General features: G+C 54.9%; 18 protein-coding genes, 1 tRNA gene and 1 pseudogene. 8 read left to right on the forward strand and 12 right to left on the reverse strand.

Translation table 11 applies throughout. From position 1 onward, the window contains the following. Positions 1 to 9 precede the first annotated feature (9 nt). Positions 10 to 300 carry a muconolactone Delta-isomerase family protein gene (locus VHE34_RS00420; protein WP_325583413.1) on the forward strand — a complete coding sequence of 97 codons (291 nt, stop codon included), beginning with the start codon at positions 10 to 12 and terminating at the stop codon, positions 298 to 300. On the opposite strand, the gene VHE34_RS00425 is transcribed toward VHE34_RS00420, so the two are convergent. Together VHE34_RS00425 and VHE34_RS00430 are read right to left on the reverse strand one after the other, a co-directional pair. After that, positions 297 to 899: a YdcF family protein gene (locus VHE34_RS00425; RefSeq protein WP_325583415.1), complete on the reverse strand. Its 603-nt coding sequence runs from the start codon at positions 897 to 899 to the stop codon at positions 297 to 299. The two genes, VHE34_RS00420 and VHE34_RS00425, sit on opposite strands and share 4 nt — an antisense overlap. Next, on the reverse strand, positions 872 to 1,438 hold the full coding sequence (locus VHE34_RS00430; protein WP_325583417.1) for a DNA-3-methyladenine glycosylase I: 567 nt from the start codon (positions 1,436 to 1,438) through the stop codon (positions 872 to 874). The genes VHE34_RS00425 and VHE34_RS00430 overlap by 28 nt, the downstream gene beginning before the upstream one ends. Before the next feature lie 44 nt (positions 1,439 to 1,482). Between VHE34_RS00430 and VHE34_RS00435 the strand changes: the two genes are divergently transcribed. Next, positions 1,483 to 3,456, forward strand: a complete 1,974-nt coding sequence (locus tag VHE34_RS00435; RefSeq protein ID WP_325583419.1) for a M1 family metallopeptidase — start codon at positions 1,483 to 1,485, stop codon at positions 3,454 to 3,456. Positions 3,457 to 3,543: 87 nt separating this feature from the next. Continuing rightward, positions 3,544 to 3,618, forward strand: a tRNA-Val gene (locus VHE34_RS00440). 63 nt (positions 3,619 to 3,681) lie between these two features. Here the strand turns inward: VHE34_RS00440 and VHE34_RS00445 are convergent. The 4 genes from VHE34_RS00445 to VHE34_RS00460 form a co-directional block, all read right to left on the reverse strand. Further along, on the reverse strand, positions 3,682 to 4,746 hold the full coding sequence (locus VHE34_RS00445; protein WP_325583422.1) for an OmpA family protein: 1,065 nt from the start codon (positions 4,744 to 4,746) through the stop codon (positions 3,682 to 3,684). After that, positions 4,743 to 5,621, reverse strand: a complete 879-nt coding sequence (locus VHE34_RS00450; RefSeq protein ID WP_325583424.1) for a hypothetical protein — start codon at positions 5,619 to 5,621, stop codon at positions 4,743 to 4,745. The genes VHE34_RS00445 and VHE34_RS00450 overlap by 4 nt, the downstream gene beginning before the upstream one ends. Before the next feature lie 2 nt (positions 5,622 to 5,623). Then, positions 5,624 to 5,995 (reverse strand): hypothetical protein, encoded by a 372-nt coding sequence (locus tag VHE34_RS00455; RefSeq protein WP_325583426.1) that lies wholly within the window; start codon positions 5,993 to 5,995, stop codon positions 5,624 to 5,626. 420 nt (positions 5,996 to 6,415) lie between these two features. Next, positions 6,416 to 7,480, reverse strand: coding sequence for a potassium-transporting ATPase subunit KdpA (locus VHE34_RS00460; protein WP_325583640.1), 1,065 nt, complete (start codon positions 7,478 to 7,480; stop codon positions 6,416 to 6,418). Positions 7,481 to 7,512: 32 nt separating this feature from the next. Between VHE34_RS00460 and VHE34_RS31075 the strand changes: the two are divergent. Then, positions 7,513 to 7,725, forward strand: a pseudogene (locus VHE34_RS31075) (DUF4372 domain-containing protein); the annotation flags it as partial. Positions 7,726 to 7,923: 198 nt separating this feature from the next. Here the strand turns inward: VHE34_RS31075 and VHE34_RS00465 are convergent. The 6 genes from VHE34_RS00465 to VHE34_RS00490 all read right to left on the reverse strand — a co-directional run bounded on the left by VHE34_RS00465 (position 7,924) and on the right by VHE34_RS00490 (position 15,288). Next, positions 7,924 to 8,400, reverse strand: coding sequence for a PepSY-like domain-containing protein (locus tag VHE34_RS00465; RefSeq protein WP_325583428.1), 477 nt, complete (start codon positions 8,398 to 8,400; stop codon positions 7,924 to 7,926). 21 nt (positions 8,401 to 8,421) lie between these two features. Beyond that, positions 8,422 to 9,516 carry an efflux RND transporter periplasmic adaptor subunit gene (locus tag VHE34_RS00470; protein ID WP_325583430.1) on the reverse strand — a complete coding sequence of 365 codons (1,095 nt, stop codon included), beginning with the start codon at positions 9,514 to 9,516 and terminating at the stop codon, positions 8,422 to 8,424. Further along, positions 9,513 to 12,734: an efflux RND transporter permease subunit gene (locus VHE34_RS00475; RefSeq protein WP_325583432.1), complete on the reverse strand. Its 3,222-nt coding sequence runs from the start codon at positions 12,732 to 12,734 to the stop codon at positions 9,513 to 9,515. Before VHE34_RS00475 ends, VHE34_RS00470 begins: the two co-directional genes overlap by 4 nt. 5 nt (positions 12,735 to 12,739) lie before the next feature. Next, positions 12,740 to 14,149 (reverse strand): TolC family protein, encoded by a 1,410-nt coding sequence (locus tag VHE34_RS00480; RefSeq protein ID WP_325583434.1) that lies wholly within the window; start codon positions 14,147 to 14,149, stop codon positions 12,740 to 12,742. Positions 14,150 to 14,190: 41 nt separating this feature from the next. Continuing rightward, a complete protein-coding gene (locus VHE34_RS00485) occupies positions 14,191 to 14,667 on the reverse strand; it encodes a PepSY-like domain-containing protein (protein WP_325583436.1) in 477 nt (158 codons plus the stop codon). Positions 14,668 to 14,820: 153 nt separating this feature from the next. Continuing rightward, positions 14,821 to 15,288 carry a hypothetical protein gene (locus VHE34_RS00490; RefSeq protein WP_325583438.1) on the reverse strand — a complete coding sequence of 156 codons (468 nt, stop codon included), beginning with the start codon at positions 15,286 to 15,288 and terminating at the stop codon, positions 14,821 to 14,823. Between the two features lie 387 nt (positions 15,289 to 15,675). Between VHE34_RS00490 and VHE34_RS00495 the strand changes: the two genes are divergently transcribed. From VHE34_RS00495 to VHE34_RS00510, 4 genes are read left to right on the forward strand one after another with little or no spacing between them, the layout of a single operon-like run. Continuing rightward, positions 15,676 to 16,350 (forward strand): response regulator transcription factor, encoded by a 675-nt coding sequence (locus VHE34_RS00495; protein ID WP_325583440.1) that lies wholly within the window; start codon positions 15,676 to 15,678, stop codon positions 16,348 to 16,350. After that, positions 16,347 to 17,621 carry a HAMP domain-containing sensor histidine kinase gene (locus tag VHE34_RS00500; protein WP_325583442.1) on the forward strand — a complete coding sequence of 425 codons (1,275 nt, stop codon included), beginning with the start codon at positions 16,347 to 16,349 and terminating at the stop codon, positions 17,619 to 17,621. Before VHE34_RS00495 ends, VHE34_RS00500 begins: the two co-directional genes overlap by 4 nt. Before the next feature lie 60 nt (positions 17,622 to 17,681). Further along, on the forward strand, positions 17,682 to 19,076 hold the full coding sequence (locus VHE34_RS00505; RefSeq protein ID WP_325583444.1) for a TolC family protein: 1,395 nt from the start codon (positions 17,682 to 17,684) through the stop codon (positions 19,074 to 19,076). Positions 19,077 to 19,083: 7 nt separating this feature from the next. Further along, positions 19,084 to 22,227, forward strand: coding sequence for an efflux RND transporter permease subunit (locus VHE34_RS00510; protein ID WP_325583446.1), 3,144 nt, complete (start codon positions 19,084 to 19,086; stop codon positions 22,225 to 22,227). The last annotated feature ends 4 nt before the right edge of the window (positions 22,228 to 22,231 follow it).

The following is a 22,231-nucleotide window of genomic DNA, read 5'->3' on the forward strand; positions in this document are numbered from 1 at the left end:
GGAGCATCTATGCGAAAATTCCAGGTGACCATACAATTTGAAATGAACGATGAATTTGCAGCGTTGGTACCGCCGCATCGCACCTACGTCAACCGGCTGATCGAACAGGGCGTCATCGATCACTACGTCGTGACGATGGAGACCCAGCGCGTCTGGATCACCTTCTCGGCAGAAGACAGGAAAGCCGTCGAAAAATACCTTTCCCGCTCTCCCCTCTTCAAGTATTGGACCTACGAGATCGACGAGCTGTTCATGGTCGACGGCCTTCATTACCGGCTCCCGGTTGTCCAGCTCAACTAATACACAAGCATATATTTGTAAAAGGCGACGCAGTCCCGGAGCAGCCCGAACAGATCGTCGCCGGCAAAAAAGCCGTTGGAGGCAACGCTGTGAACATTGTGGAAACCCAGCTTGCGGATGATGTATTTCGTGCGGGTGAGATGATAAAAGCTCGACACCGCGATCGCCGAATGAAGGTGCAGGCTGTCGGCCACCGGCAAGAGATCCTTCGCGGTAAGATAGGTATTCTCTCCATCGTTATCTTCAATAACCCGGTCCGCCGGAACGCCGTGCGCCACCAGGTAGCGTTTCATCGCCATGCCTTCCGGCACCCGGCCCGGTTTCGTAGTGTGCCCGTTGCCGCCGCTCACCATGATTCGGGGCACCCGGCCATTTCGGTACAGCTCGAGCGCCTTGTCGACACGGGCTTTAAGTACGGGAGAGAGCGTGGTATCCGGCTCTACGCGGTTACCCAGCACTACGGCGATATCGGCGTTGCCGCGGTAGGGCCGCAAACCATCGATGCAGGTATAGGTAACATGACCCAGTACCCAGGCAAGAAGAAGCCACTCGGCCCGTCGCAACCATCGCTTCATTTCTTCTTCTCCTTCCTCGCCCATGCAGGCTTCTGCTTCAACACTTTTTTATAGACGGGACACCCTTCGACATGCGCCCCGGGCAGGTAACCCGTGCTCATCAGGAATTCGCCTACGATCTCGCCGCCCGTGAACCGGAACGTTTTCTTGAACAGCTTTACCCACTCTTCCTTGCTCAGCGGATGATGCTGGTCGAGCCAGTTCTTGAACGAACCGTACTCCTTCTGTATCTCCTTTATCTTTTTGGCATTGTCGATCGTCGCTTCGACCTTGAGCCGGTTGCGGATGATCCCCGCATCGGCCAGCAGCCGCTGGCGCTGCTTGTCCCCATAGCGGGCCACCTTGTCGATATCGAACTGGTCAAAAGCCTGAAAAAAATTGTCTTTCTTGTTGAGGATGGTCGTCCAGGACAGACCCGCCTGGTTGATCTCGAGGATGAGGCGCGCGAAAAGGTGATTGTCGTCCTCGATCGGAAAGCCATATTCGTTGTCGTGATAATGCACATGAACGTTCCCCTTGTCCATAGCCGAGACAACCTTGCAATAGCCGCTCAGATTTTCCATATATGGAGTAAATATACATAGATTTGTCCTCGAAAATCGATTTCATGCGCAAACTGTCCCTTCTCACGCTGATCCTGCCGATAACCATGGCCGCATCCGCTCAGACCACCGCCGGCCTTCCCGAACAGATCAATTCCGGCGCCTATGATCCGCAAGCCCTCTTCGCACCCGGCTTCTATGGCGATCTCCACCTGGCCACGCGAAGCGCCAACGGGGCTCCCTCACCCACGTACTGGCAGAACCGCGCCGACTACACCCTGTCGGCCACGTTGGACACCGCAAAGAACCAGCTCGAAGGCGGCGCCGCCATCCACTATACCAACAACAGCCCCGACACCCTCCACACCCTCTGGCTCTATCTCGATCAACAGACCTACCGCGGCGACGCCCGCTCCAATTACTATACGACGGGTACTGCCGGCGGCCATACCGAGGGCTACCAGCTCCAGTCCGTCAAGGTCCAACAGGGCGCAACCACCATCGACGCCGACTATACGGTCAACGATACGCGGCTCCAGATCCGGCTGAAACAGGCCCTGCCGGCGAAGGGCGGCCGCATCAGCATCCTCATCCGGTATAAATACACGGTCCCCGGCGAGTTCGGCAACCGCACCGACTGTTTCCCCACCCGCAATGGGAAGATCTTTGAAGTGGCCCAATGGTATCCGCGGATGTGCGTCTATGATGATCGCGGTGGCTGGAACACCCTGCCCTTCCTCGGCAGCGGCGAGTTCTACGATGAATATGGGGACTTCGATTATCGCGTCACTGTTCCGGCGGATATGATCGTCGCCGGTTCGGGCGAGCTCCTCAACCCGCAGGAAGTGCTGACCGCCGCCCAGCAGGCGCGCCTGGCGAAGGCCCGTACCAGCGACCAGACTGTGATCATCCGCGATGCTGCAGAGATCGGCGGCCCTACCGCCCGAGCGAGCCGCAACGGTACCCTCACCTGGCATTTCAGGATGAACAACACCCGCGACGTGGCCTTCGGCGCCTCCCGCGCCTACATCTGGGACGCCGCCCGTGTCAATCTCCCCGGCGGAAAGAAATCCCTGGCCATGTCGGTGTACCCCGTAGAGAGCGCCGGTCCCGACGCCTGGGGGCGCGCCACCGAATACCTCAAGGGGTCGATGGAGTATTTCTCGAAACAATGGTTCGTTTACCCTTACCCGGTAGCCATCAACGAGGCGGGCATGGCCGGAGGCATGGAATATCCCGGTATCGTCTTCGACGGTATCAATGATAAAGGAAAGGAATTGTTCTGGGTCACCGCCCACGAGATCGGCCACAACTGGTTCCCCATGATCGTCGGCTCCGACGAGCGCACCTATGCCTGGATGGACGAAGGCTTCAACACCTTCATCGACATCTACGCCTCCGACGAGTTCAACAAAGGGGAATACGCGCCAAAACGCGACGACGAATACGCGCCCGGCGGCGGCAACCCCGTCGATGAGATTCTGCCCACGATCAAGGACCCGCAGGCTCCCGTGATGATGACCCGCGCCGACGGCATCCCCGAAAAATATCGCCATCCCATGGTCTATTTCAAGCCCGCGCTGGGCCTCGTCCTGTTGCGCGAGCAGATCCTCGGGCGCGACCGCTTCGACTATGCCTTCCGCCGTTATATCCAAAGCTGGGCCTTCCGTCATCCCGGCCCCTATGACTTCTTCAAGATGATGGACAACGAAGCCGGCGAAGACCTCAGCTGGTTCTGGCGAGGGTGGTTCCTCCACAACTGGAGCTTCGACGTCGCCGTCCAGTCCGTCAAGGTCAACGACAGCCAGGCCGAAATTACCATCGCCAACCTCGACCGCATGGCCTTCCCCATCGCCCTCGAGCTGACCTGGAAAGACGGCGCCAAACAACGCATCGCCCTCCCCGTCGAAACCTGGCTGCAGTCCGGCACGCGCACCTTACGCTTCGCCGCCACCCAACCCCTCGCCACCGTCACCCTCGACCCCGATCACGTGCTGCCCGACGCCAACCGCAGCAACAACAGCTGGAATGCCCAATAAAAAAATCCGGAAAATATTTCCCGGATTCCAATTTTGACCTTATCTTTGCACTCCTTTCCGCAGAAAACCAAGGGGTTAAAGGAAAAAGGGAGTTTAGCTCAGCTGGTTCAGAGCATCTGCCTTACAAGCAGAGGGTCGGCGGTTCGAACCCGTCAACTCCCACAAAATCAAGCACCTTCGAGGTGCTTTTTTTGTTTGACCTAACATTGGAACTAACACGGATGGTCACCGATAAATATATATTTCCACCCGGCGATTCTTTTCCATCGCCGCGTATTTAATGGATACCCCCATGCTCTTTGTCTCAATAATGCCAGGGTCGATAGCACATTGTTTTCTAAGCTGGTCGGCGACTTCTGCCGCTCTTTTTTGCGCCAGATCGTTATTGTATTCCTTGCTGCCGACACTATCGGTATAGCCGGCGACGATTACCTTCCGGATGGTTGCATCCGACATTAAATTTCTGTAACGACTGAGTTCACCGCTGTCTTTCATCTTCCAGCTATCAAACGCAAACAGAAAGCTCGGAAGTTCGATAGTATCCACGGTCTTGGGCCTCGAAACCACTGGCCTCCCCTCGGCTTCCAGACTTTTTGGCTCCGTTGGCGGCTGCTTTGCAACCAAATAAATTGAATCCCTGATGCGCGCACAATCCGTACAGGCACCTTTCACTACCGGCTCGACCCTGATATCGTCAATAAAGTCGGCAATATAGAAACTGTTCGTAGGTCGCTCCCAGGCGAACTTTTGATAATCCTTTGGTGAGAAATTACCCACGATCATACATCGCACATTCCGATCCGCGACAAACTCCTGTTCAACCCTGAACCAACCGCCTTTTACCTGCTTTACGCGGGCCTTTAAGATATCAATATATTGCTTTGGCTGCAAAAGGGTATCTACATCCACAAAAATTAGGCTGTCGGTAAACCAGACACCAAAGTCGTTCAGATTTGGCCATTCATCCCATCCGTGGAGGTACACGGTCAATTTATAGCGCACGTCTTTCTGCAGCTCGTGTAGCAGAATGGTCTCCCAATAGCTCCGCTTCTTATCATAACGATTTCCAAGAACAAAGCATAATTTCAGACTGCCGCCGTACGCCGGTATGGCGTCTATCATATGGTTATATCCTGTGGCAATTGTTCTCTTCAGAGAGAACCAGCCAGCCGGGCCGCACCTGTTCGTACCGCAATTGCTCGTATCCTCGAAAGAACCGTTCACGACAAGGTTTTGTCCATGCGAAATGACAGGAAGAAAGAAAACAAAAAAGATCAACACATGTTTCATTGAACGGAATTCATTGTTTTATGGACCACAAAATCGACAAGTCCCTGAAATTTTTCATCATATCCCAATTGCTCGCAAACCAGGTTCGATAGCTCGAAATAGATTCGGTAAAATGGAATTCCACGATCCAGGCGTTTACGGATCTCCCCGATACATTCTGTCTTCCAGCGCCCGATCCAATCAGGAAGGTCACTGGGATCATCCACCTCGTTAAATATCTGCTTCCTCGTCATAACAAAAAAAGATTCATTTGTATGATACATCTGCCCGAAAACAACTTTAGAATCAGGCTCTTCGGAATAGACCCGCCGTCCTTTTACCTTAAGATACTGCAAATATTCTGGCTCGCCTAGAGGTTTCTCAGACCCGGATATCAAGGTCATGCCACAGACCACGGAAAACAACAAAAGAACCGCAACGGCCAACAAACTTTCTGTCGTCACAGACTCGTCAACGGCCTCCAAAAGACAATCGGACAAACACATATCGAGTTTCCAACTTTCTTCAACGGTATTCATCCACACCTTCGGAGTTTTATACAAGCCGTACTGTATGGAATTTTCCGGAAAAGGTAAAAAAAAGTGATCGCCAGGCTGCCAGTTTCCTTCCGGCCGCACAAGCGGATGAAGAAGAAAGAACTTCTCAAAATGCGCTTGACATTTCACAAGAAGTTTATCAGCCCCCGAAAGTTCGGCCCAGATCTTCAGCCGGATATTATCCCCTCTGTCCCTATTGAAGGCCAGCGTATACAAGATAGCATGGGAGATATATTCCTCCGATCGCATAAAAGGCCTCAGGGCATCCTGAACCAGCGAATGCCACCCCTCTTTCTCATAAAAAAATGAGATCGCCAGCCACGTAAATTTCTTTTCCATATTTATAATATGAATTTGCGGGTTAAACCCTGCACCTTTCCCTGTCCATAACACCGGCCATTGGGAACGATCCGCCTGTTCTTTACATTCTGCTCCATGATAAACCGGCTGTGGAAAGTAAACTTAAAATCAAGAAGTTTAGTGATCGTCAATTCATTCTTTACTTCGAAATAATCTCGATCGCCCCTCTTCCACTCGCCATTACCATGCTCGATATTCTCCTGATATAGTTGATACCTGTTGAGATTCGCGATATAGGCATTGACGTTAAAGGAAGATTCCAACGTGTACTTATCCACAAGTAAAAAGCGCTCGAAAGAGCCATCCGTATAGACAATGATCCATTCGCTTTTTGCCGACTCGATATAATCCACCCAAACTCCGGCTATCTTTGCAGAGAACCTGCCAGTTGATCCCCCACTCTAATGCTTATGGAGCCACCGGCAAATAGCTAGAACGATCGCTCCGTAGAAAAATAGCGCATACAGAATGCAAAAAACCGCCAGCCATTGAAAGGAATTCAATTGGCCAATTTTCGAAAACAGGCGTGCTCTACTATTTCCAGACTCTTTCATACTCATCTCCTTTGGCAAAACAATCAACAAAGAAAGGACCATTGCCTCCATTCGACAATAACATATTGGTTGTAAGCAAATTCGACTGTAAAATCAAGATTGGAAGTATACCCCTTTTGAAAGGGTTTTGTCAAAATAGCCGACTGCCATGCAGGCCAACAAGTCGAAAAGGCCTTCAGGATCCAATACTGACTGACTCGTTCAATTTTTTGTAATGGGTCACCTACAAAAATGTTCTGAAAGCGGACCGAGCATAAATATAGGAAGGAATGACAAGGCGTTGAGCACGATGATCACAAAGAACAAGAACACGCCAAAGGTGGAGGAAGTGAGCGACAAGCTTCCGGACGATGGTGGGACGAACCGTTTTTGCTGCAGTAAACCTGCGATCACCACGGCGCCCGTTATCGGTACAAACCGGCCGCACAGCATGGCAACCGCCGTTGACATATTCCAGAATACCGTGTTATTCCCCAGGCCGGCAAAATTGGACCCATTACCGGCTGCGGAGGAAACGTATTCGTAGAAAATTGTTGTAAAGCCATGGGCTCCTTTGTTGGAAATCCAGTTCAGACGGGCGTTACCGCCCGGGTAATGCAGGTAAACATAGGAAGCAAGGGCCGCCAGCGCTACCGGAACCATCACCTGAGCAATACTTATCCCAACCGCCAGCTGCATTTCTCTTGTCTCAATTTTTTTTCCAAAGATTTCCGGCGTCCTGCCGATCATCAGGGTAGCAATAAAAACGGCCACGATGAGGTAGATCATCATATTTATCCACCCCGTACCGAGTCCGCCGAAAAACGCATCCACCTGCATCCCGACGAGCATGGGAATGCCGCTCAATGGCATATAGCTATCGTGTACCCCGGTGGTCGTTCCAGCGGGAATTGCCATATTTACGCCACTATAAAATGCGGAATAAAAAGCGCCAAATCTCACCTCTTTGCCTTCCATATTACCCGATGCATTATCGATCCCCATGGACGAAAGGGCCGCATTGCTCTTTGTTTCCTGTATGATCATGGGCACAGTAACCAACAGGAATCCCGCCGTCATCACGGCAAAGATCATTTTGGCAAACCGACGGGCGTTCAGATAGTAACCGATGCAAAAAACAAAGCCCATCGGCAAGAGCAGTACAAGAAGGGTATGCACCACGAAGGTGAAGAAATCGGAATTTTCAAAGGGATGCGCGTCGTTGGCCCCGAAGAATCCGCCGCCATTGGAACCCAGTTCCTTTATGGAGATCATGGCTGCTACCGGTCCCCGGGCTACATGAATGGTATCGCCGTTCTAAAAATCAGCAAGTTTATATGAATGGCGGGAAATATGTCTTTTCGCAGGTATGCACCTTCCTCTCTCAGCGAGCCTTTGACACGATAGTAAGCCGTTATAAGGGAGATTATCGTGTTCGGCATTTTTCCTGTTGGAATCAATTGCTCTGTATTATGTACGGTCAGTTAAGCGACAGGGATAGCTTGAGCGATCTGGTTCTTACTATCAATTCTCACTCTGGGAAGGCTTATCATCTTGGTTTCGGAAAGGGTGTTTCAAAAGCCAACCTGGCAAAATCAAACGTAAATCGGGATTGTCGCATTTTTCAGGAGTTCGACTATTATATCATTGCTGAAGCGAGGAAGGTATGCCTGGAAGAAGATAGCACTCCGTTCTCATTCTCCAATGCTGTTTATGCGTTCGACTCCACGTCGCATCCCAACGTCCTCTCACATTTTGTCTTTCCGCACCAGCTCGCCTTTTTCGGAAAAGAACAACATGTACTCTTCCAGAAAAGCATCATGCCTGTCGGCATCCAGGAGATCGCCGTTATTAACATGAAGAGTATACAATGGCTGTTCGGGTGTCTCGATCTTCTTGAGGTCCAGGACACGCCATGCACTGTAGTCACTGTTCCTCCAGCCATCCCGCACCGCGGCTGGGAGATCCTTCGTCCACCTGATCGGAGTTTCCGTGCCTTTCCAGGTGCCGTCCGATGCAAAATAAGCGAACAGCTTTTTCCTGCCAAGCCGGAAGTCGGCGATAAACCCTTCTTTCCGCTCTTCCCATTTCCTTACAGTGGCATGGGGGAAGCGGGTATTGAAAGCAGCGATAACGGCCTGTGGGGTCTCATTGGCACCCTGCGCCCCGGCCGTCATAGTCATAACAACAAACACGGAGACGAACCCAAGAATAGACTTTTTCATATTTACTGTTTTTTGTGGTAATTATTTTATCGTTACTCCATCCTGCAGGTCGTCACTGGCTTTGGAGACGATCCTTTCACCTGGCTGGAGCTTGCCGGTGATCTCTACCCTGTCGGCCGATTCGTTGCCCGTCGCCACGTCGATTCTTTCGCTTCTGCCGCCGCGCACCGCGATCACGTACTTTCTTTCAGTTGAGGTGACGACAGCCGTACGAGGTACTGCGTACGCGTCGGGGTCGCCTTTAGAATCGAAAAGCACGTCGGCATACATGCCCGGGGCCAGCTTGCCATCTGTATTATAAACATCGAGTTCCATCCTTTCCGCCCGGAATTGCGCATTGACCAGCTGCGATTTCCGGCTAATATGCCCGATAAACTTCCGTCCGGGATAGGCGCTCAGGTAAAAGACGATGGTATCCCGGCTTTGTAACCCTGCCGCGATACTCTCCGGGATGTCTACCTGCAGACGGAGGTGATCCACCTGGCGCAAATCCAGCATAGGCCGGGCAGTATGAGTTTCCGCGCTGACGAGCGCTCCCGGGTGGACGTTGCGTTCGGCGATGACCCCATCGAAGGGCGCTGTCACCCGTAAATAGCCTAAAATGGCCTCCTGCATTTGCCAGTTGGCTTTCTCGGCGTTGCAAAGGGTGCTGTCGGCATCGGCCTTGGCTTTCAGGGAGGCCAGGTTCATGGGGGACACAGCCCCGGGGGTTTCAGCCGCCAGCGCCATGCGCCGGTAGTTCTCCGCGCTGATGGTATAGTCCAGTTTTGCGCGGGCAAAACGTTCCCTGGCCTGGGTGGCCGCCTGCAGCAATTCGGGCGCCTCCAGCGTCATCAGCAGTTGGCCCTTTTTTACGGCAGAGCCGACATCGACGTATACGTCTTTTACATACCCGTTGACTTTAGGAAAGATAGAGACCTCTTCGAACGAGGCCAGCTGCGCGGGCAGCTTGACCTGCTGCGGCAGGGCGCCTTTTTGGAGTACCAGGGTTTCAATTGGAGCCGCCTGCGGGGAAAGTCCGGTTCCCCTGGTAGCGGCTGCACCTGCCCCTCCGTTGCAACCGGCTATGACCGAACAGAGCCCGAGGATCAGCAAATGAAAATGATTGTTCTTCATATTGTCGAGTTTGATGGTTCTTCCGGCAGGAGAGACACCGATGAGTAAGATCGTTTCTGTTGTATCCAGCCATACACCAGCGGTACGATGTATAGCGCTGCCAGTGTGGAGGCCGCCAGTCCGCCGATCACCGCCCTTCCCAGCGGCGCGCTCTGGTCCCCGGCTTCGCCAAGGCCCGTCGCCATTGGCATCATGCCCGCGATCATTGCGAACGATGTCATCAGGATCGGCCGCAATCGGATGCTGGCCGCGGTAGCAGCCGCTTTGAACGGGTCCCGGTATTCCTGCCGCAGCGCTTCCGCATTGGTGACAATAAGAATGGCATTGGCCACCGACACACCCACCGACATGATGATGCCCATATAGGATTGCAGGTTGAGCGTCGCACCCGTAGCCAGCAACAGCAGGAGGGCTCCCGTCAGCACGGCGGGAATGGTAGCGAGCACCGCAATGGACAATCCAAAGGACTGGTAATTCGCGGCCAGGAGCAGCAGAATAACAATGATCGCGGCCAATAGTCCTCCTTGCAAGGAGTTAAGCGTCTCCGTAAGCAGCGACGAAAGTCCCCTGATCTCCGCGACCAGCCCGCGGGGTGGCGCACCCATTCCGTCAATCGCGTTTTGCACTGCCAGCGTAGCCGAACCCAGGTCCTTTTTGAAGATGTTCGCGTTGATCGTGATAAATCGGCGAGGACCCGACCGATCGTATTCCCCCGGAAGGGAATCAATCCTGATATCGGCGACATCCGACAACACAGGCCGCATCCGGCCTGGCAACACGGGTATCTCTCGCAGCTGCTGAAGGGAATTCATCTGATACTCGGGAATCTGCACCTCCGTGTTATAAGTGTACTGCTTGGCGTCGTCGAGCCAGAAATTCTTGAGCGTAAACCGGGAAGAAGCCGTAGCGTCGCTGATGCTCCGGGAAACATCTTCGATGCCCAAACCCATTTGCGCCAGTCTTTGCCTGTCCATCCGGATCGACAACGTAGGAAATTTGAGCGGCTGGGCAATTTGCACGTCGCGTAGGAAAGGAATGGCCTTCAGCCTTTCGACGAGCCTGGCGGAATAGGCTTCGATATCGCTGATATTCTTCGAAGCGACCCGGACTTCCACAGGCGTGGCGGCCCCCTGAGCCATCAATTTCTCCGTTAGTTCAATAGGTTCGAAAGAAAGCCGCACCGCCGGGTATCTTCCGCCGACGGCGCTCCTGATCCTGTCCTTCAGTTCGTCCATATCCACCTTATACCCTTCGCTCAACTCCACCTGCAACACCGCCTCATGGGAGCCACTGTTGAAAACATATAGATTACTATGCCCATAATTGGGCGAGACCGTGCCGACAAAGGCGGACGTAATCGCTACCTGTCCCTTCACCGTCGAATCGATGATGGCGAGAATTCCTTTAACGGTCCTTTCGGTTACCTCCAGCCGGGTGCCGTCAGGTTCACGCACCCGTAGTTGTAGTTGGCCGGAATTGGAATGGGGCAACATATCCTTTCCAATCAAGCCCAGGCAAAGAGCGGCCAGACCAAATGAGCCAATGAGATAAACCAGGACGATGCCCTTGCGCCGCGGCATCCACCGGTTCAGGCGCCGGAGCAGCCCCATCTTCATACGCTGGAAAACTCCGTTTTCTTCGGCGTGCTGCTGATCATGATGGGTATGGGATACCACTTCCAGCACTTCCTTTTGATCCAGCGCCAATCCCGCATGAGCATGAATGCCCGTGTGCCGGTATTGAAACATTTCCGCCTTAAGCAGGTAATTGGCCAGTATCGGCACAAGCGTCTGCGCGGCGATAAAGCTAATGATCATGGCAAAGGCGATCGCCAGGGCCAGGGGCAGGAACATCGCTTTCGGCACACCCTTCATCACGAAAGACGGGGCAAATACCGCCAGGATGCAAAATAGGATCAGCAGCAGCGGGAAACCGATCTCCGCACAGGCTTCCAGGATAGCCCGGCGTTTAGGCTTGTTCATCTCCAGGTGTTGATGAATATTTTCGATCGTTACCGTTGCCTGGTCCACGAGGATGCCGATAGCCAATGCCAGACCACTAAGCGTCATGATGTTGATGGTCTGCCCGGCCAGTTTCAGGCAAAGCACAGTCCCCAAAACGGCCACCGGGATCGTGATGATCACTACAAGGCTGCTGCGCCAATCGCGCAGGAAAAGAAGCACCATCAGACCGGTAAGCAGGGCGCCAAGAACGCCCTCCGTCATCAGGCTTTTGGCGGCGTTCATTACGAACACGCTCTGGTCGAACTCATAACTGAGCCGGACGTCTTCCGGAAGCAGGCTTTGCATTTCGGGGATCTCCTTACGAAGTCCCTGCACTACGTCCCAGGTAGAAGCGCTGGCTGTTTTAACGATCGGAAAATAAACCGATCGCTTGCCATTCACCAGTGCATAATCGACAACGATATCCGCCGCGTCCTCTACCCTGGCGATGTCTTTGGCCGTGATGACATTCATCCCATTGGTGGAAATCGGAATGTCGCCGAAATCTTTTATTTTCTCCTCCTGCGAATTCGTCGAAGCGATGTACATCGTGCTGTCGATCCGCACGTTCCCCGAAGGCGTCATGCTGTTGTTCCGCCCCAAAGCCGCCACCACGGCTTCGGGGGAGAGGTTATATTCCCGTAATTTCAGCGGGTCGACCTTAATGATCACCGACCGCGCATTGGACCCGAACGGCGGTGGCGCCGACAACCCGGGCACCTTGCCGAAAAGCGGGCGCACCAGCACCGCCGCCATGTCAAACACCTCGTTGAGGGAACGGCTCTTGCTGCTGAAAACCAATTCCCCGACGGGAAGGGAAGAGGCGTCGAAACGCACCACCTCCGGCGGAAGCGAGCCGGGTGGGAAGAAAGCCTGGCATCGGTTCACCTGTATGGCGACCTCGGCGGCAGCCTCCGCCATATCAGTACCTTCATAAAAACTGAGCTTGATCAGGGTAAGACCCTGGATGTTCTTGCTCTCGATGCTGCTCACCCCATCGATGTACAGGAAATTGTCCTGCATCTTTGTCGAGAAGAAGCCCTCCATCTGTTTAGCCGTCATGCCCCCGTATTGTTGGATCACATAAATGACAGGGAGGTTGAGGTTGGGAAAGATATCGATCGGGATCGTGCGGACTGCCATTACAGAAAAAAGCAGGAATCCCGCAAAAAGTACCATGATCGTGACCGGTCTCTTTAAAGCTGTTCGTACCATGGCGGTTATTTTGTCGTTTGAAGGAATTGATCCAGGGTTCCTGTCGCGGCCGCCTTGTCCAGGCTCGCGATGAACCACTGGTTGAGTGTTTGGATATAGCCCGTTTGTGCCTGCAGCAACTCGAAGCTGGCCGTAACGAGGTCCACCAGGTTGATGATCCCCGCCCTGTACTGCGCCAACTTTTGCCGGTAAGCGTCATTCGCAGCCTGTAACTGAGCGGGCAGTTCCGCCAGGTTAGCGCGGGCCGTCCGCATGGATTCATCGGCCTGCATCTGCTGATTATGGAGCGAGAGCTGCTGTTGCTGCAAAGCATAGCCCGCTGCTGTAACCTGTTTGCCCAGTACGTTGAGGCGGTCTCGCCGGTGTACCCCGTTGAACAGTTCGTATGTAATGCCAACTCCCGCGACGTAATTCAACCGCTGATAGCCCAGCCCCTCACCGGCAGATGAATAGACATTACTATATTGTATGGCTGATCCACGGGCCCAGCCGCCTGCACCCAAAATCAGCTTCGGCAGGTAACTCTTGCGGGCCAGCGCCTCTTGCGCACGGTATTGCTGCTGCTGCCGGGCGAAATAATCCTCCAGCGGATTTCCCGCGGCAAGCGTATCAGCAGGGTATGGTCCGGTTAGTCCGGCCGCACTGGTAAGTCCCACCCGGCTGGTATCCATCCGGATCCCGGGGGAAGCAATACCGGTGAGATAACCCAGTTGCTGTTGCAGCCGGCGGAGCTCGCCGGCCAGCTCATTGTAGGTGATGCGGGTGCGAGACAAACCTGCTCTTGCCAGCGATGAATCGACACCCGGATTGACTCCTGCACCGGTCAGGGCCTTGCTGATGGCATACATCTGCTCGTAGCGCCGGACGTCCTCTCCATCCACCGCGAGTTGATAACCGCGGCTAAGGATATTGAAGTACAGTTTTCCGATCTCCCATTTTATCAGGTATCGGGCTTTTTCCAATTCGGCGCGGGTAAGGCTTACATAGGCGCGTGCGCTGGCCACCCTCGCATCCTTGAGCCCGAAGGTGACCAGATCGTATTGGGCGTACAGGGAAGCCATATTGCCAGTCACCGCCTGGTAATTGCTCGCCCCGGCGATACTGCCGGAGATGGGATGGATTGCTCCCGGAACAGGCAGGAACGGACCAGCCAGATCGTTTGCCGAGCCAAGGGACACCCCTTCGGCCACATTCACCTGGGGAAGGAAAGCATCGCGCGCCTCGCCGATCCCCGCCTCCGCGCTCTGAACAAGGGCTTCCTTTTCCAGCAGCAACGGCAAATGGCGCATGGCCGAATCCATCAGCTCGGGCAGTGTATAAATGGGCTGGGGTTGGGCCGATAGCGGGCAGAGCGGCGCCAGGAATAACAAAACATTCGCGAGCGGCTTTGCCGCCCTGATCAATAAAACATTCACTAAGGGCTACATTGAAGGTGAAACAAAGTCTTTTCGCAGGCTCATCGGGTTAAAGGCAGGATTTCCTTGTTTATCAGGTTTCCGTCCATAGTAAAATAGAGCCGGCAGACCTGACGTTGACCTTCAGGGTAGTTGTACCATTCGCTTACCTTCAGCCTTACCATCGATTGATCTTTGCTCTGGATCTCCGTAGCGCTGTCTATGGACCAACCATTGTAGGCGCTATTTCTTAATCCCTGCTTGATCCCAGCCGGCAGGTTTTTCTTGTTTCTAGTATAAGTTTCCGTCCTGATCCATTCCCCTCCGGACGTAAAATAGGCGCGGGTGGGCGATCCGTTCTCACTGAAACAGGCAACGTACTGGTCAATACCCCGCTCCCACTTGATTAACTTTGCGGATGGGAAGCGGTTGGAATAAGCCTGGGAAAGCTGCTGAGGAACATCGCTGCTCGTTTGTTGTTGGCCTTTGGCAGCGTTGGTCAAAAAAAACACGACGATATATAAAAGCAAATTCTTCACTTTTTCGCTTTTTTAAAAGAAATAAATGGTATACCCGGGAAACTGGCATAGGGCGGCATCAAAGCCGTCGCGGGAGGCAACGACACTGCAGCGAACCTGTGTCTAATCGCACCTGATCACAGCTTACCTTTTGAAGACAGAGAAGACACTCTTTTAGCAGCATCGGAGCATGTCATGAACGCCGGGAGGTCCCCGGAAGGCGTTGACCGGAAGCTCGGAAGAAGAGTGATACGGGAAATAGTTGGAAATGAAGGTCGTTATGGGAGCAAAAAAGGTCCGGTCCGGCCCGCGAATCCCCGGCACCAGAATAGCTTGCTTGAAGTGAAAACGCTTATCAACACCCAGATGCGAGGGGTTTCGGCTCTTAAAGTGTACGAGCACCCCGTGGCCTGGTCGTTTTGGGTTCCCAATGTCCTGATGAATGCCAGTCGAGCTGATGTTGCACAATCTATTCAATTGCGAATCGACGCCAGCTGGTTGCCCGTCTAACTGCCCGTAAACGAAATTATTGGCAATCGCAAAATAGCGGGAATTGAATTGCAGGGAAAAAAGAAAAAGGTACCCTGCCAGCAACAGTATCCTGCGGGTGATGAATATGATTCCTTTTTTTCCGGTGAACATACGATGGGCCCTAAAGATAGGAAAATAAACGAATTGTTTGTCCGCAAAAAATCAAACCCCCTCCTGAAGAAGAGGGGGTTAACGAACTAAGACTGAAACTTTATCGAATTTCCTTAAAGTTATGAATTTTGACAATGACACATTCGCCCGCTTCAGAAAAAGTTCAACTCGACAGTCAGCAAGTTCCGAATCTCCCGGACTACCTCCGCCCAATCAACCCCGCATTCCGGTTTTCTGTAATAGCGGTATGCTCCCGACTGCAAGCTTTCTTCCATTTCTTTGACCTCTTGCCCACTAGCCCATAACAGTTTTGGCACCTTCGATAACCGGGTAGCCCCCTTCTAAAATCTTTCCAAATTCAATGCTACCTTCGCCCAAAAGCAGACCATGAAACTACTGGTCATCGAAGACGAACCCAGCCTGATGGCGAGCATCACCCGCTACTTCCGCAAGGAGCAATTCCTTTGCGAGGAAGCGACGACTTTTAACGACGCCCTTCAAAAAATAGAAGACTTCCGGTACGACTGCATCATTCTCGACATCAACCTGCCGGGGGGCAGCGGTCTCAAACTCTTGAAATTCCTCCGCGAGGATAAAAAACGGGATGGGGTCATCATCATCTCCGCCCGAGACTCCCTGGACGATAAGATCACCGGTCTCGACTACGGCGCCGACGACTACCTGACCAAGCCCTTCCACCTCCCCGAACTCAGCGCCCGCGTAAAATCGCTTCTCCGCCGCAAATACAATGAAGGCGGCGCCACCGTAGATCTCGACGGCCTCCACATCGACCTGACCGCCCGTACGGTATCCGCGGAAGGACAACCCATTCTTCTCAGCAAACTCGAATACGACCTCCTCCTTTTCCTGGTCACCAATAAGAACAGGGTCGTCAGCCAACAGGCCATCGCCGAACATCTGTACGACGGCCCCAGCGACCAGGCCCCAGGCCCCGAGTTCGTATATTCCCATATCAAGAACCTCAAACGAAAACTAAAAGAAAAAGGCGCCGGCGAGATCATCCAGACCGTCTACAAACTCGGATACAAACTTGTCGTATGAGTCTATCGCTCCAACAAAGAAACACCCGCATCCTACTCAGATGGCTCCCGCTCGTCATGCTCGCCGGATCGGTATTCCTTTATTTCCTCATGCGCAGCCATATCCTGCATATGCAGGAACAACAACTCCACCTCAAACAGAACAATATCTGGCGCGCCTTCACCACTTCCCCCGGCGGCCTGCCCCTTCACATCCGCGGCGAATACGACATCGTCCCAGGTCCCCCCGCCTCGATAAGGACGAGCGACCGGCCAAGGGACACCGCGATCCGGTTCCCGGGCTACGCTTCCGAGACCTTCAACCTGCTGACCAGCCGGCTAACAGACAAGGGCAAGTCCTATCTTGTCACCACCTATATCTCGTCCACCGAAGTCACGCATCTCATCATAAAGATCGCCCTTGCCGACGCCCTTATTTTCCTGCTCCTGCTCGGCGCCATCGTCGTCGTCAACCGGAATATATCCCGTAGGCTGTGGGCGCCCTTTTATACGACCATGGATACCATCCGCAGCTATGACGTCCGTCAAAACGAAACCCCCAACCTCTCACCGGATACCGGCGTCGACGAGTTCAACCGCCTCAATCAAACCCTGAGCTCCCTCATCGACAACGTATACCAGGCCTACCGCAACCAAAAACAATTCACCGAAAACGCCGCCCACGAATTACAGACGCCGCTCGCCATTATCCGAAGCAAGGTGGAACTGATGATGGAAGGGGCCGCCCTCAATGAAGACACCGCCCACCTCCTCGGTGAGATCAACGACGCCAACGAACGCCTCAGCCAAATGAGCCGGAACCTCCTGCTCCTTAGCCGGATCGAAAACAGGCAGTTCCCCGAAGGAGAAACCGTCTACCTGTCCCGGCTTGTTCAAAAACAGACCGCCTTTTTTGGCGACTATTTTCAAGACGAGGTCCCCAAAACCACCACCGAGGTTGAACCAGGGATCCAGTTGCTCGCCAGCCCCGCCCTCGTCGAGATCCTTGTCAACAATCTCCTCCGAAACGCCTACATCCACAACGTCGCCGACGGATACGTCCGCGTCTGCCTCAACCGCACGGGTCTTCTGGTCGAGAACAGCGGCCCCGCCATCGAAGGCGATCCCGCCCGCCTCTTCGACCGCTTCAAAAAGGGCCGGGAAGACTCCCGCACCAACGGACTCGGCCTGGCGCTCGTCCATCAAATATGCCAACTGTACCAATTCGGCATCCGCTATAGCTACTACTCCGGCGTCCACCGGCTAACCGTCACCTTTCCCTCCGGCTCCTGAGGCCCCTTTCTAAATTTTTTCCAAATCGGGTTCTAGCTTCGGCTCATACTGAAAGCCAGCATGACTATGCCCTATTTTCGCACGTCCATTTTAGCAGCCGTCGCGGCGGCAATCGGCCTCCTATCCGGACTGAGCGCACTTGGCCAGAAACAGACCGTTTCGATCCACGACGTCCTCAGCCTCGTCGAGAGCGGTCAGCCGCAACTCCGTGCCTACAAAGACCAATCGGCGGCCACCGCCGCCAATATCGACCTGGCCCGCAACACCCTTGTCCCAAACCTCACCGGCGGCTACCAGGCCGGCTATGCCACCGACAACAACATCACCGGCATGAGCTACCCAGGCCTGCTGATGCCGATTTCCGGACCTGTCGCCGCCCATAGCAGTAACAACATCATCCCCGGCACCGCCCTGGCCGCCTATCTGCAATGGACGCCCCTTACCTTTGGCCAGCGCGCCGCTGCCATCGAAAAAGCCGCCGCCCAGTTCAAGCTCTCCGGCAGTGTCTATGACAACGCCTTATTCCAGCAGCGCTACGCCGGTATCCTCGCCTATCTGACCGTCGTCTACCTGCAGAAACTCCTCGCCACGGAACAAGCCAATATCGACCGGACCGGCATCGGTCTCCGGCAATCGCTCGAACTCGCCAAGCAAGGCCTTCGCCCCGGTCTCGATACCGTACAATTCCAATCCCTTTTGGCTCTGGCCACCATGGAGCGGCTGAATACCCAGCGGCTCTATACCGCCGAAGTGCTCGAGCTCTGTCGCCTCACGGGCTTATCCAACCGCCCTGAGGACCTGGTGTTCTCCGACACCAGCCTTGTCCTGCGTCTTCCGGCAACGCCGGATACCAGCGGCGGCTACACCCAAAACCCCGGCTACCAATACTACCAGGCACAGGTCGCCCTCAGCGCCGCCAACCTCAAAGAAATACAACGCGGCTGGCGCCCCAAACTCGACGTGTGGGCCAATGCCTATTCCCGCGGCTCAGGCATCGATCCCACCGGCGTGGTCGATAACGCAAACGGCTGGATGCTGTCCCGTACCAATTATGGCGCCGGCCTGCAACTCAGTTTTCCCATCTTACAATTTTCCCGTGTAAATATCCAAAAGAGACAATACCGCAACTTATTGCAGGCCGACCAGGACCAGCTTGCCCAGGTCGACCTCAATCTGCGCCGCCAGGTGGAGACCGCAGCGTCCAACTACCAGCAAAACCTGCTAATAGCCCGGGAAGCGCCCGTGCAATCCAAGTCCGCACTGCTTTCCTACCAGGGGCTTGAACTCAGCTACAAAAGCGGTCTCGTGGACTTCACCCGCCTCACCCAGGGGCAATATCAGCTCCTCAACGCGGAAATGGCCGAGGCCGACGCCAACCTGCAAGTGTGGCGCGCCTTATTGGAAATCGGCGTCGCCAAAGGCAACCTCAACCTTTTCACCGACCAACTGAAATAGCCCTATCATGAACAAACTCATCATATCCGCGCTGCGACATCCGGTTACCATACTCGTCACGGTTATCGCCATCCTCTTTTTTTCCTGGCTGGCGGTCCGCAACACCAAGATCGACATCTTCCCCAAACTCGGCCTCCCGACCGTCTATGTCGCCCAACCCTACGGCGGTCTTTCCCCTGACCAGATGGAAGGCTTCGTAACCTCCTACTATGAATACCATTTCCTATACATCACCGGCGTCAAATACGTAGACTCCAAAAGCGTCCAGGGTGCCGCGTTGATCAAGATCGAATTCAATGAAGGCACGGATATGAGCCAGGCCATGGCCGAAGTCGTAGGGTACGTCAATCGCGCCCGCGCCTTCATGCCCCCCGGCACCGTACCACCTTTTATCACCCGCTTCGACGCCGGCAGCGTCCCTGTTGGCCAGCTCGTCTTCAGCTCCGACAGCCGTTCCCTCAGCGAGATATCCGACCTCGCCCTCTTCCGGGTCCGACCCATGTTCTCCACGCTGCCTGGTGTGAGCGCGCCTCCGCCCTTCGGCGGCAACCAAAAAACCGTCGTCGTCACCGTAGACCCGCAAAAAATACAAGCCTACCACCTGTCACCCGACGAGGTCGTGCAGTCTATCGTCAAGTTCAACTCGATCACCCCCGCGGGCAATGTCAGCATCGGCGACTCCACTTACCTCACCCCACAGAACAGCGTCATCGAGGATGCCCAGGACCTCCAGAAAGTTCCCCTCCAGCTGGGCAGCGGCCCTTCGGTCTATCTCCGCGACGTAGCCAACGTCAGCCTCGGCGCCGACATCACCACCAGCTACGCCCTGATCAACGGCAAGCGCTCCGTATATATACCGGTCACCAAACGCGCCGACGCTTCCACCTGGGACGTCGTCCAACGCGTAAAGGCCGCCCTGCCCGATATGCAGGCAGCCATTCCTTCCGACATAAAGGTGAGCTATGAGTTCGACCAATCCGGCTACGTCATCAACTCCCTCAAAAGCCTCCTGTTCGAGGGCGGACTGGGCGCCCTCCTCACCGGCCTCGTCGTTTTGCTCTTCCTCCGCGATCCGCGAAGCGGCCTGATCGTCATCATGACCATCCCCCTGGCCTTGCTGTCCGCGGCAACGGCCCTGTACCTCTGCGGACAATCCATCAACATCATGACTCTCGGCGGCCTCGCCCTCAGCGTAGGTATCCTGGTCGATGAAGCCACCGTGACCATCGAGAACATCCACCGGCATCAGGAAATGGGAAAAGACAAAGGCCGCGCCATTGCCGACGCTTGCCTGGAGATCGCAGCACCCAAGCTGCTGATACTGCTCAGCATCCTCTCCGTCTTCGTACCCGCGCTCTTTATGACCGGTGTTCCGCAAGCCATGTTCCTGCCCCTTTCCCTGGCGGTCGGCTTCGCCATGATCGCCTCCTTCCTGTTGTCCCAAACCTTCGTACCCGTGGTCTCCAACTGGCTGCTCAAACACCATATTTCAGAAAGAGCCAGGCGCACCACCGGCTTCGACAAGCTACGCGACCGCTACCTCAAAGCCGGCCGGCGTTTTCACGCCAGCTACGCCGCCTTCACGGTGCTCTTCCTAGCCGCGGCCATCCTGGTCGTCGCGGTGCTTTTCCGGTTCACCGGCACGCAGCTTTTTCCCGACACCGACAGCGGACAGGCACAGGTACGGCTACGCCTGCCCGTTGGCACCCGCCTGGAACGGACCGAGGACGCCACCCGCCGGCTCCTATCCCTCACCGACAGCATCGCCGGAAGGGGCAACGTCGAGATCACCTCCGCCTTCATCGGCACCCAGCCCTCCAGCTACCCCGTAAACTACATCCATCTCTGGACAAGCGGTCCCAACGAATCCGTCACCAAGATCAAACTGAAGCCCGGCGTCATACCCATCGCTGAGTTCCGCGAACGCCTGCGTGCCGCCATCGCCAACGACATGCCCAAAGTCAAGCTCTCCTTCGAGCCCGGAGACATCGTCGAACAAGTCCTCAACCTTGGCAGCACCAATCCCGTCGAGATCGCCGTCGCCAACCGCAACCTCGACCAGGGTAAGAAGACCGCCACGGCGCTCCTGCAACAACTCAAAAACATTCCCGGGCTCCGCGACCTGCAAATCGCCACACCCCTCGACTATCCAGCGATCAAGCTCGACGTTGACCGCGTCCGGGCGGGGCAATTGGGCATCACCGGCGACGAGATCGCCCGCTCCACCGTCGCCGCCACCTCCTCCTCGCGCTTCACCGCCCCCAGCTACTGGCTGGACAAAACCACAGGTACGGCCTACCAGGTCCAGGTACAATATCCCAACTACCGCATGAACGGGACCGCACAGTTGGAAGCCGTCCCCATCTCCTCTGGCCCTAACGGCGAGACCCACGCACTCGGCGAAGTCGCCACCTGGAAACGCACCGCCGTCCCTGGCGAATACGACCGCCTCAACCAACAACGCTATGTCACTGTTACCGCCAACATCCAACAAAAAGACAAGGGTGCTACCTACGCCAAAATCCGCAATATCATCGCCGGCATGGGAAAATCGCCCAACGGCGCCCGCATCCTGCTACGCGGTCAAAGCGATCTCCTCCAGCAAACCCTCCAAAGCCTGCAATTCGGTTTGATCGTCGCCATCGTCGTCATCTTCCTCGCCATGGCCATCTTCTTCCAGTCCTTCCGCGTCGCGCTGGCAACCTTATCGGTCATCCCGGCGGTCATCGCCGGCGCCCTTTTCCTGCTGTTCATCACAGGCAATACGCTGAACATCCAATCGTATATGGGCACCATCATGGCCGTCGGCGTCGCCATCGCCAACTCGGTCCTTTTTATCACCAATGCCGAACAGCTCCGCCGTAGCGGCGCCACTGGCGTTCACATGGAAGCGGCCGGACACCGGCTAAGACCCATCCTCATGATCAGCATCGCCATGATCGCGGGCATGATCCCTATGGCCCTCGGCCTCACCGAAGGCGGTGACCAAACCGCCCCCCTCGGCATATCGGTTATCGGCGGCCTCATTTTCTCCGCCCTCGGCGTCCTGTTCTTCCTACCCCATATCTATCAATGGCTCGCCGGCCGCAAAGCCTATATGGCCGTATCCCTGTACCCCGACGACAACGGTTCCACACCCGCAACCAAATAACCAC

Source organism: Puia sp., from assembly GCF_035546395.1.
GTDB lineage: Bacteria > Bacteroidota > Bacteroidia > Chitinophagales > Chitinophagaceae > Puia.

What these genes read in the sequence shown, in the direction of transcription:
- VHE34_RS00505 (WP_325583444.1), top strand. Translation starts at nt 17,682, where the DNA reads ATGACTATGCCCTATTTTCGCACGTCCATTTTAGCAGCCGTCGCGGCG.
- VHE34_RS00500 (WP_325583442.1), top strand. Translation starts at nt 16,347, where the DNA reads ATGAGTCTATCGCTCCAACAAAGAAACACCCGCATCCTACTCAGATGG.
- VHE34_RS00495 (WP_325583440.1), top strand. Translation starts at nt 15,676, where the DNA reads ATGAAACTACTGGTCATCGAAGACGAACCCAGCCTGATGGCGAGCATC.
- VHE34_RS00425 (WP_325583415.1), bottom strand. Translation starts at nt 899, where the DNA reads ATGGGCGAGGAAGGAGAAGAAGAAATGAAGCGATGGTTGCGACGGGCC.
- VHE34_RS00470 (WP_325583430.1), bottom strand. Translation starts at nt 9,516, where the DNA reads ATGAAGAACAATCATTTTCATTTGCTGATCCTCGGGCTCTGTTCGGTC.
- VHE34_RS00490 (WP_325583438.1), bottom strand. Translation starts at nt 15,288, where the DNA reads ATGTTCACCGGAAAAAAAGGAATCATATTCATCACCCGCAGGATACTG.
- VHE34_RS00465 (WP_325583428.1), bottom strand. Translation starts at nt 8,400, where the DNA reads ATGAAAAAGTCTATTCTTGGGTTCGTCTCCGTGTTTGTTGTTATGACT.
- VHE34_RS00475 (WP_325583432.1), bottom strand. Translation starts at nt 12,734, where the DNA reads ATGGTACGAACAGCTTTAAAGAGACCGGTCACGATCATGGTACTTTTT.
- VHE34_RS00430 (WP_325583417.1), bottom strand. Translation starts at nt 1,438, where the DNA reads ATGGAAAATCTGAGCGGCTATTGCAAGGTTGTCTCGGCTATGGACAAG.
- VHE34_RS00510 (WP_325583446.1), top strand. Translation starts at nt 19,084, where the DNA reads ATGAACAAACTCATCATATCCGCGCTGCGACATCCGGTTACCATACTC.
- VHE34_RS00450 (WP_325583424.1), bottom strand. Translation starts at nt 5,621, where the DNA reads ATGGAAAAGAAATTTACGTGGCTGGCGATCTCATTTTTTTATGAGAAA.
- VHE34_RS00420 (WP_325583413.1), top strand. Translation starts at nt 10, where the DNA reads ATGCGAAAATTCCAGGTGACCATACAATTTGAAATGAACGATGAATTT.
- VHE34_RS00445 (WP_325583422.1), bottom strand. Translation starts at nt 4,746, where the DNA reads ATGAAACATGTGTTGATCTTTTTTGTTTTCTTTCTTCCTGTCATTTCG.
- VHE34_RS00435 (WP_325583419.1), top strand. Translation starts at nt 1,483, where the DNA reads ATGCGCAAACTGTCCCTTCTCACGCTGATCCTGCCGATAACCATGGCC.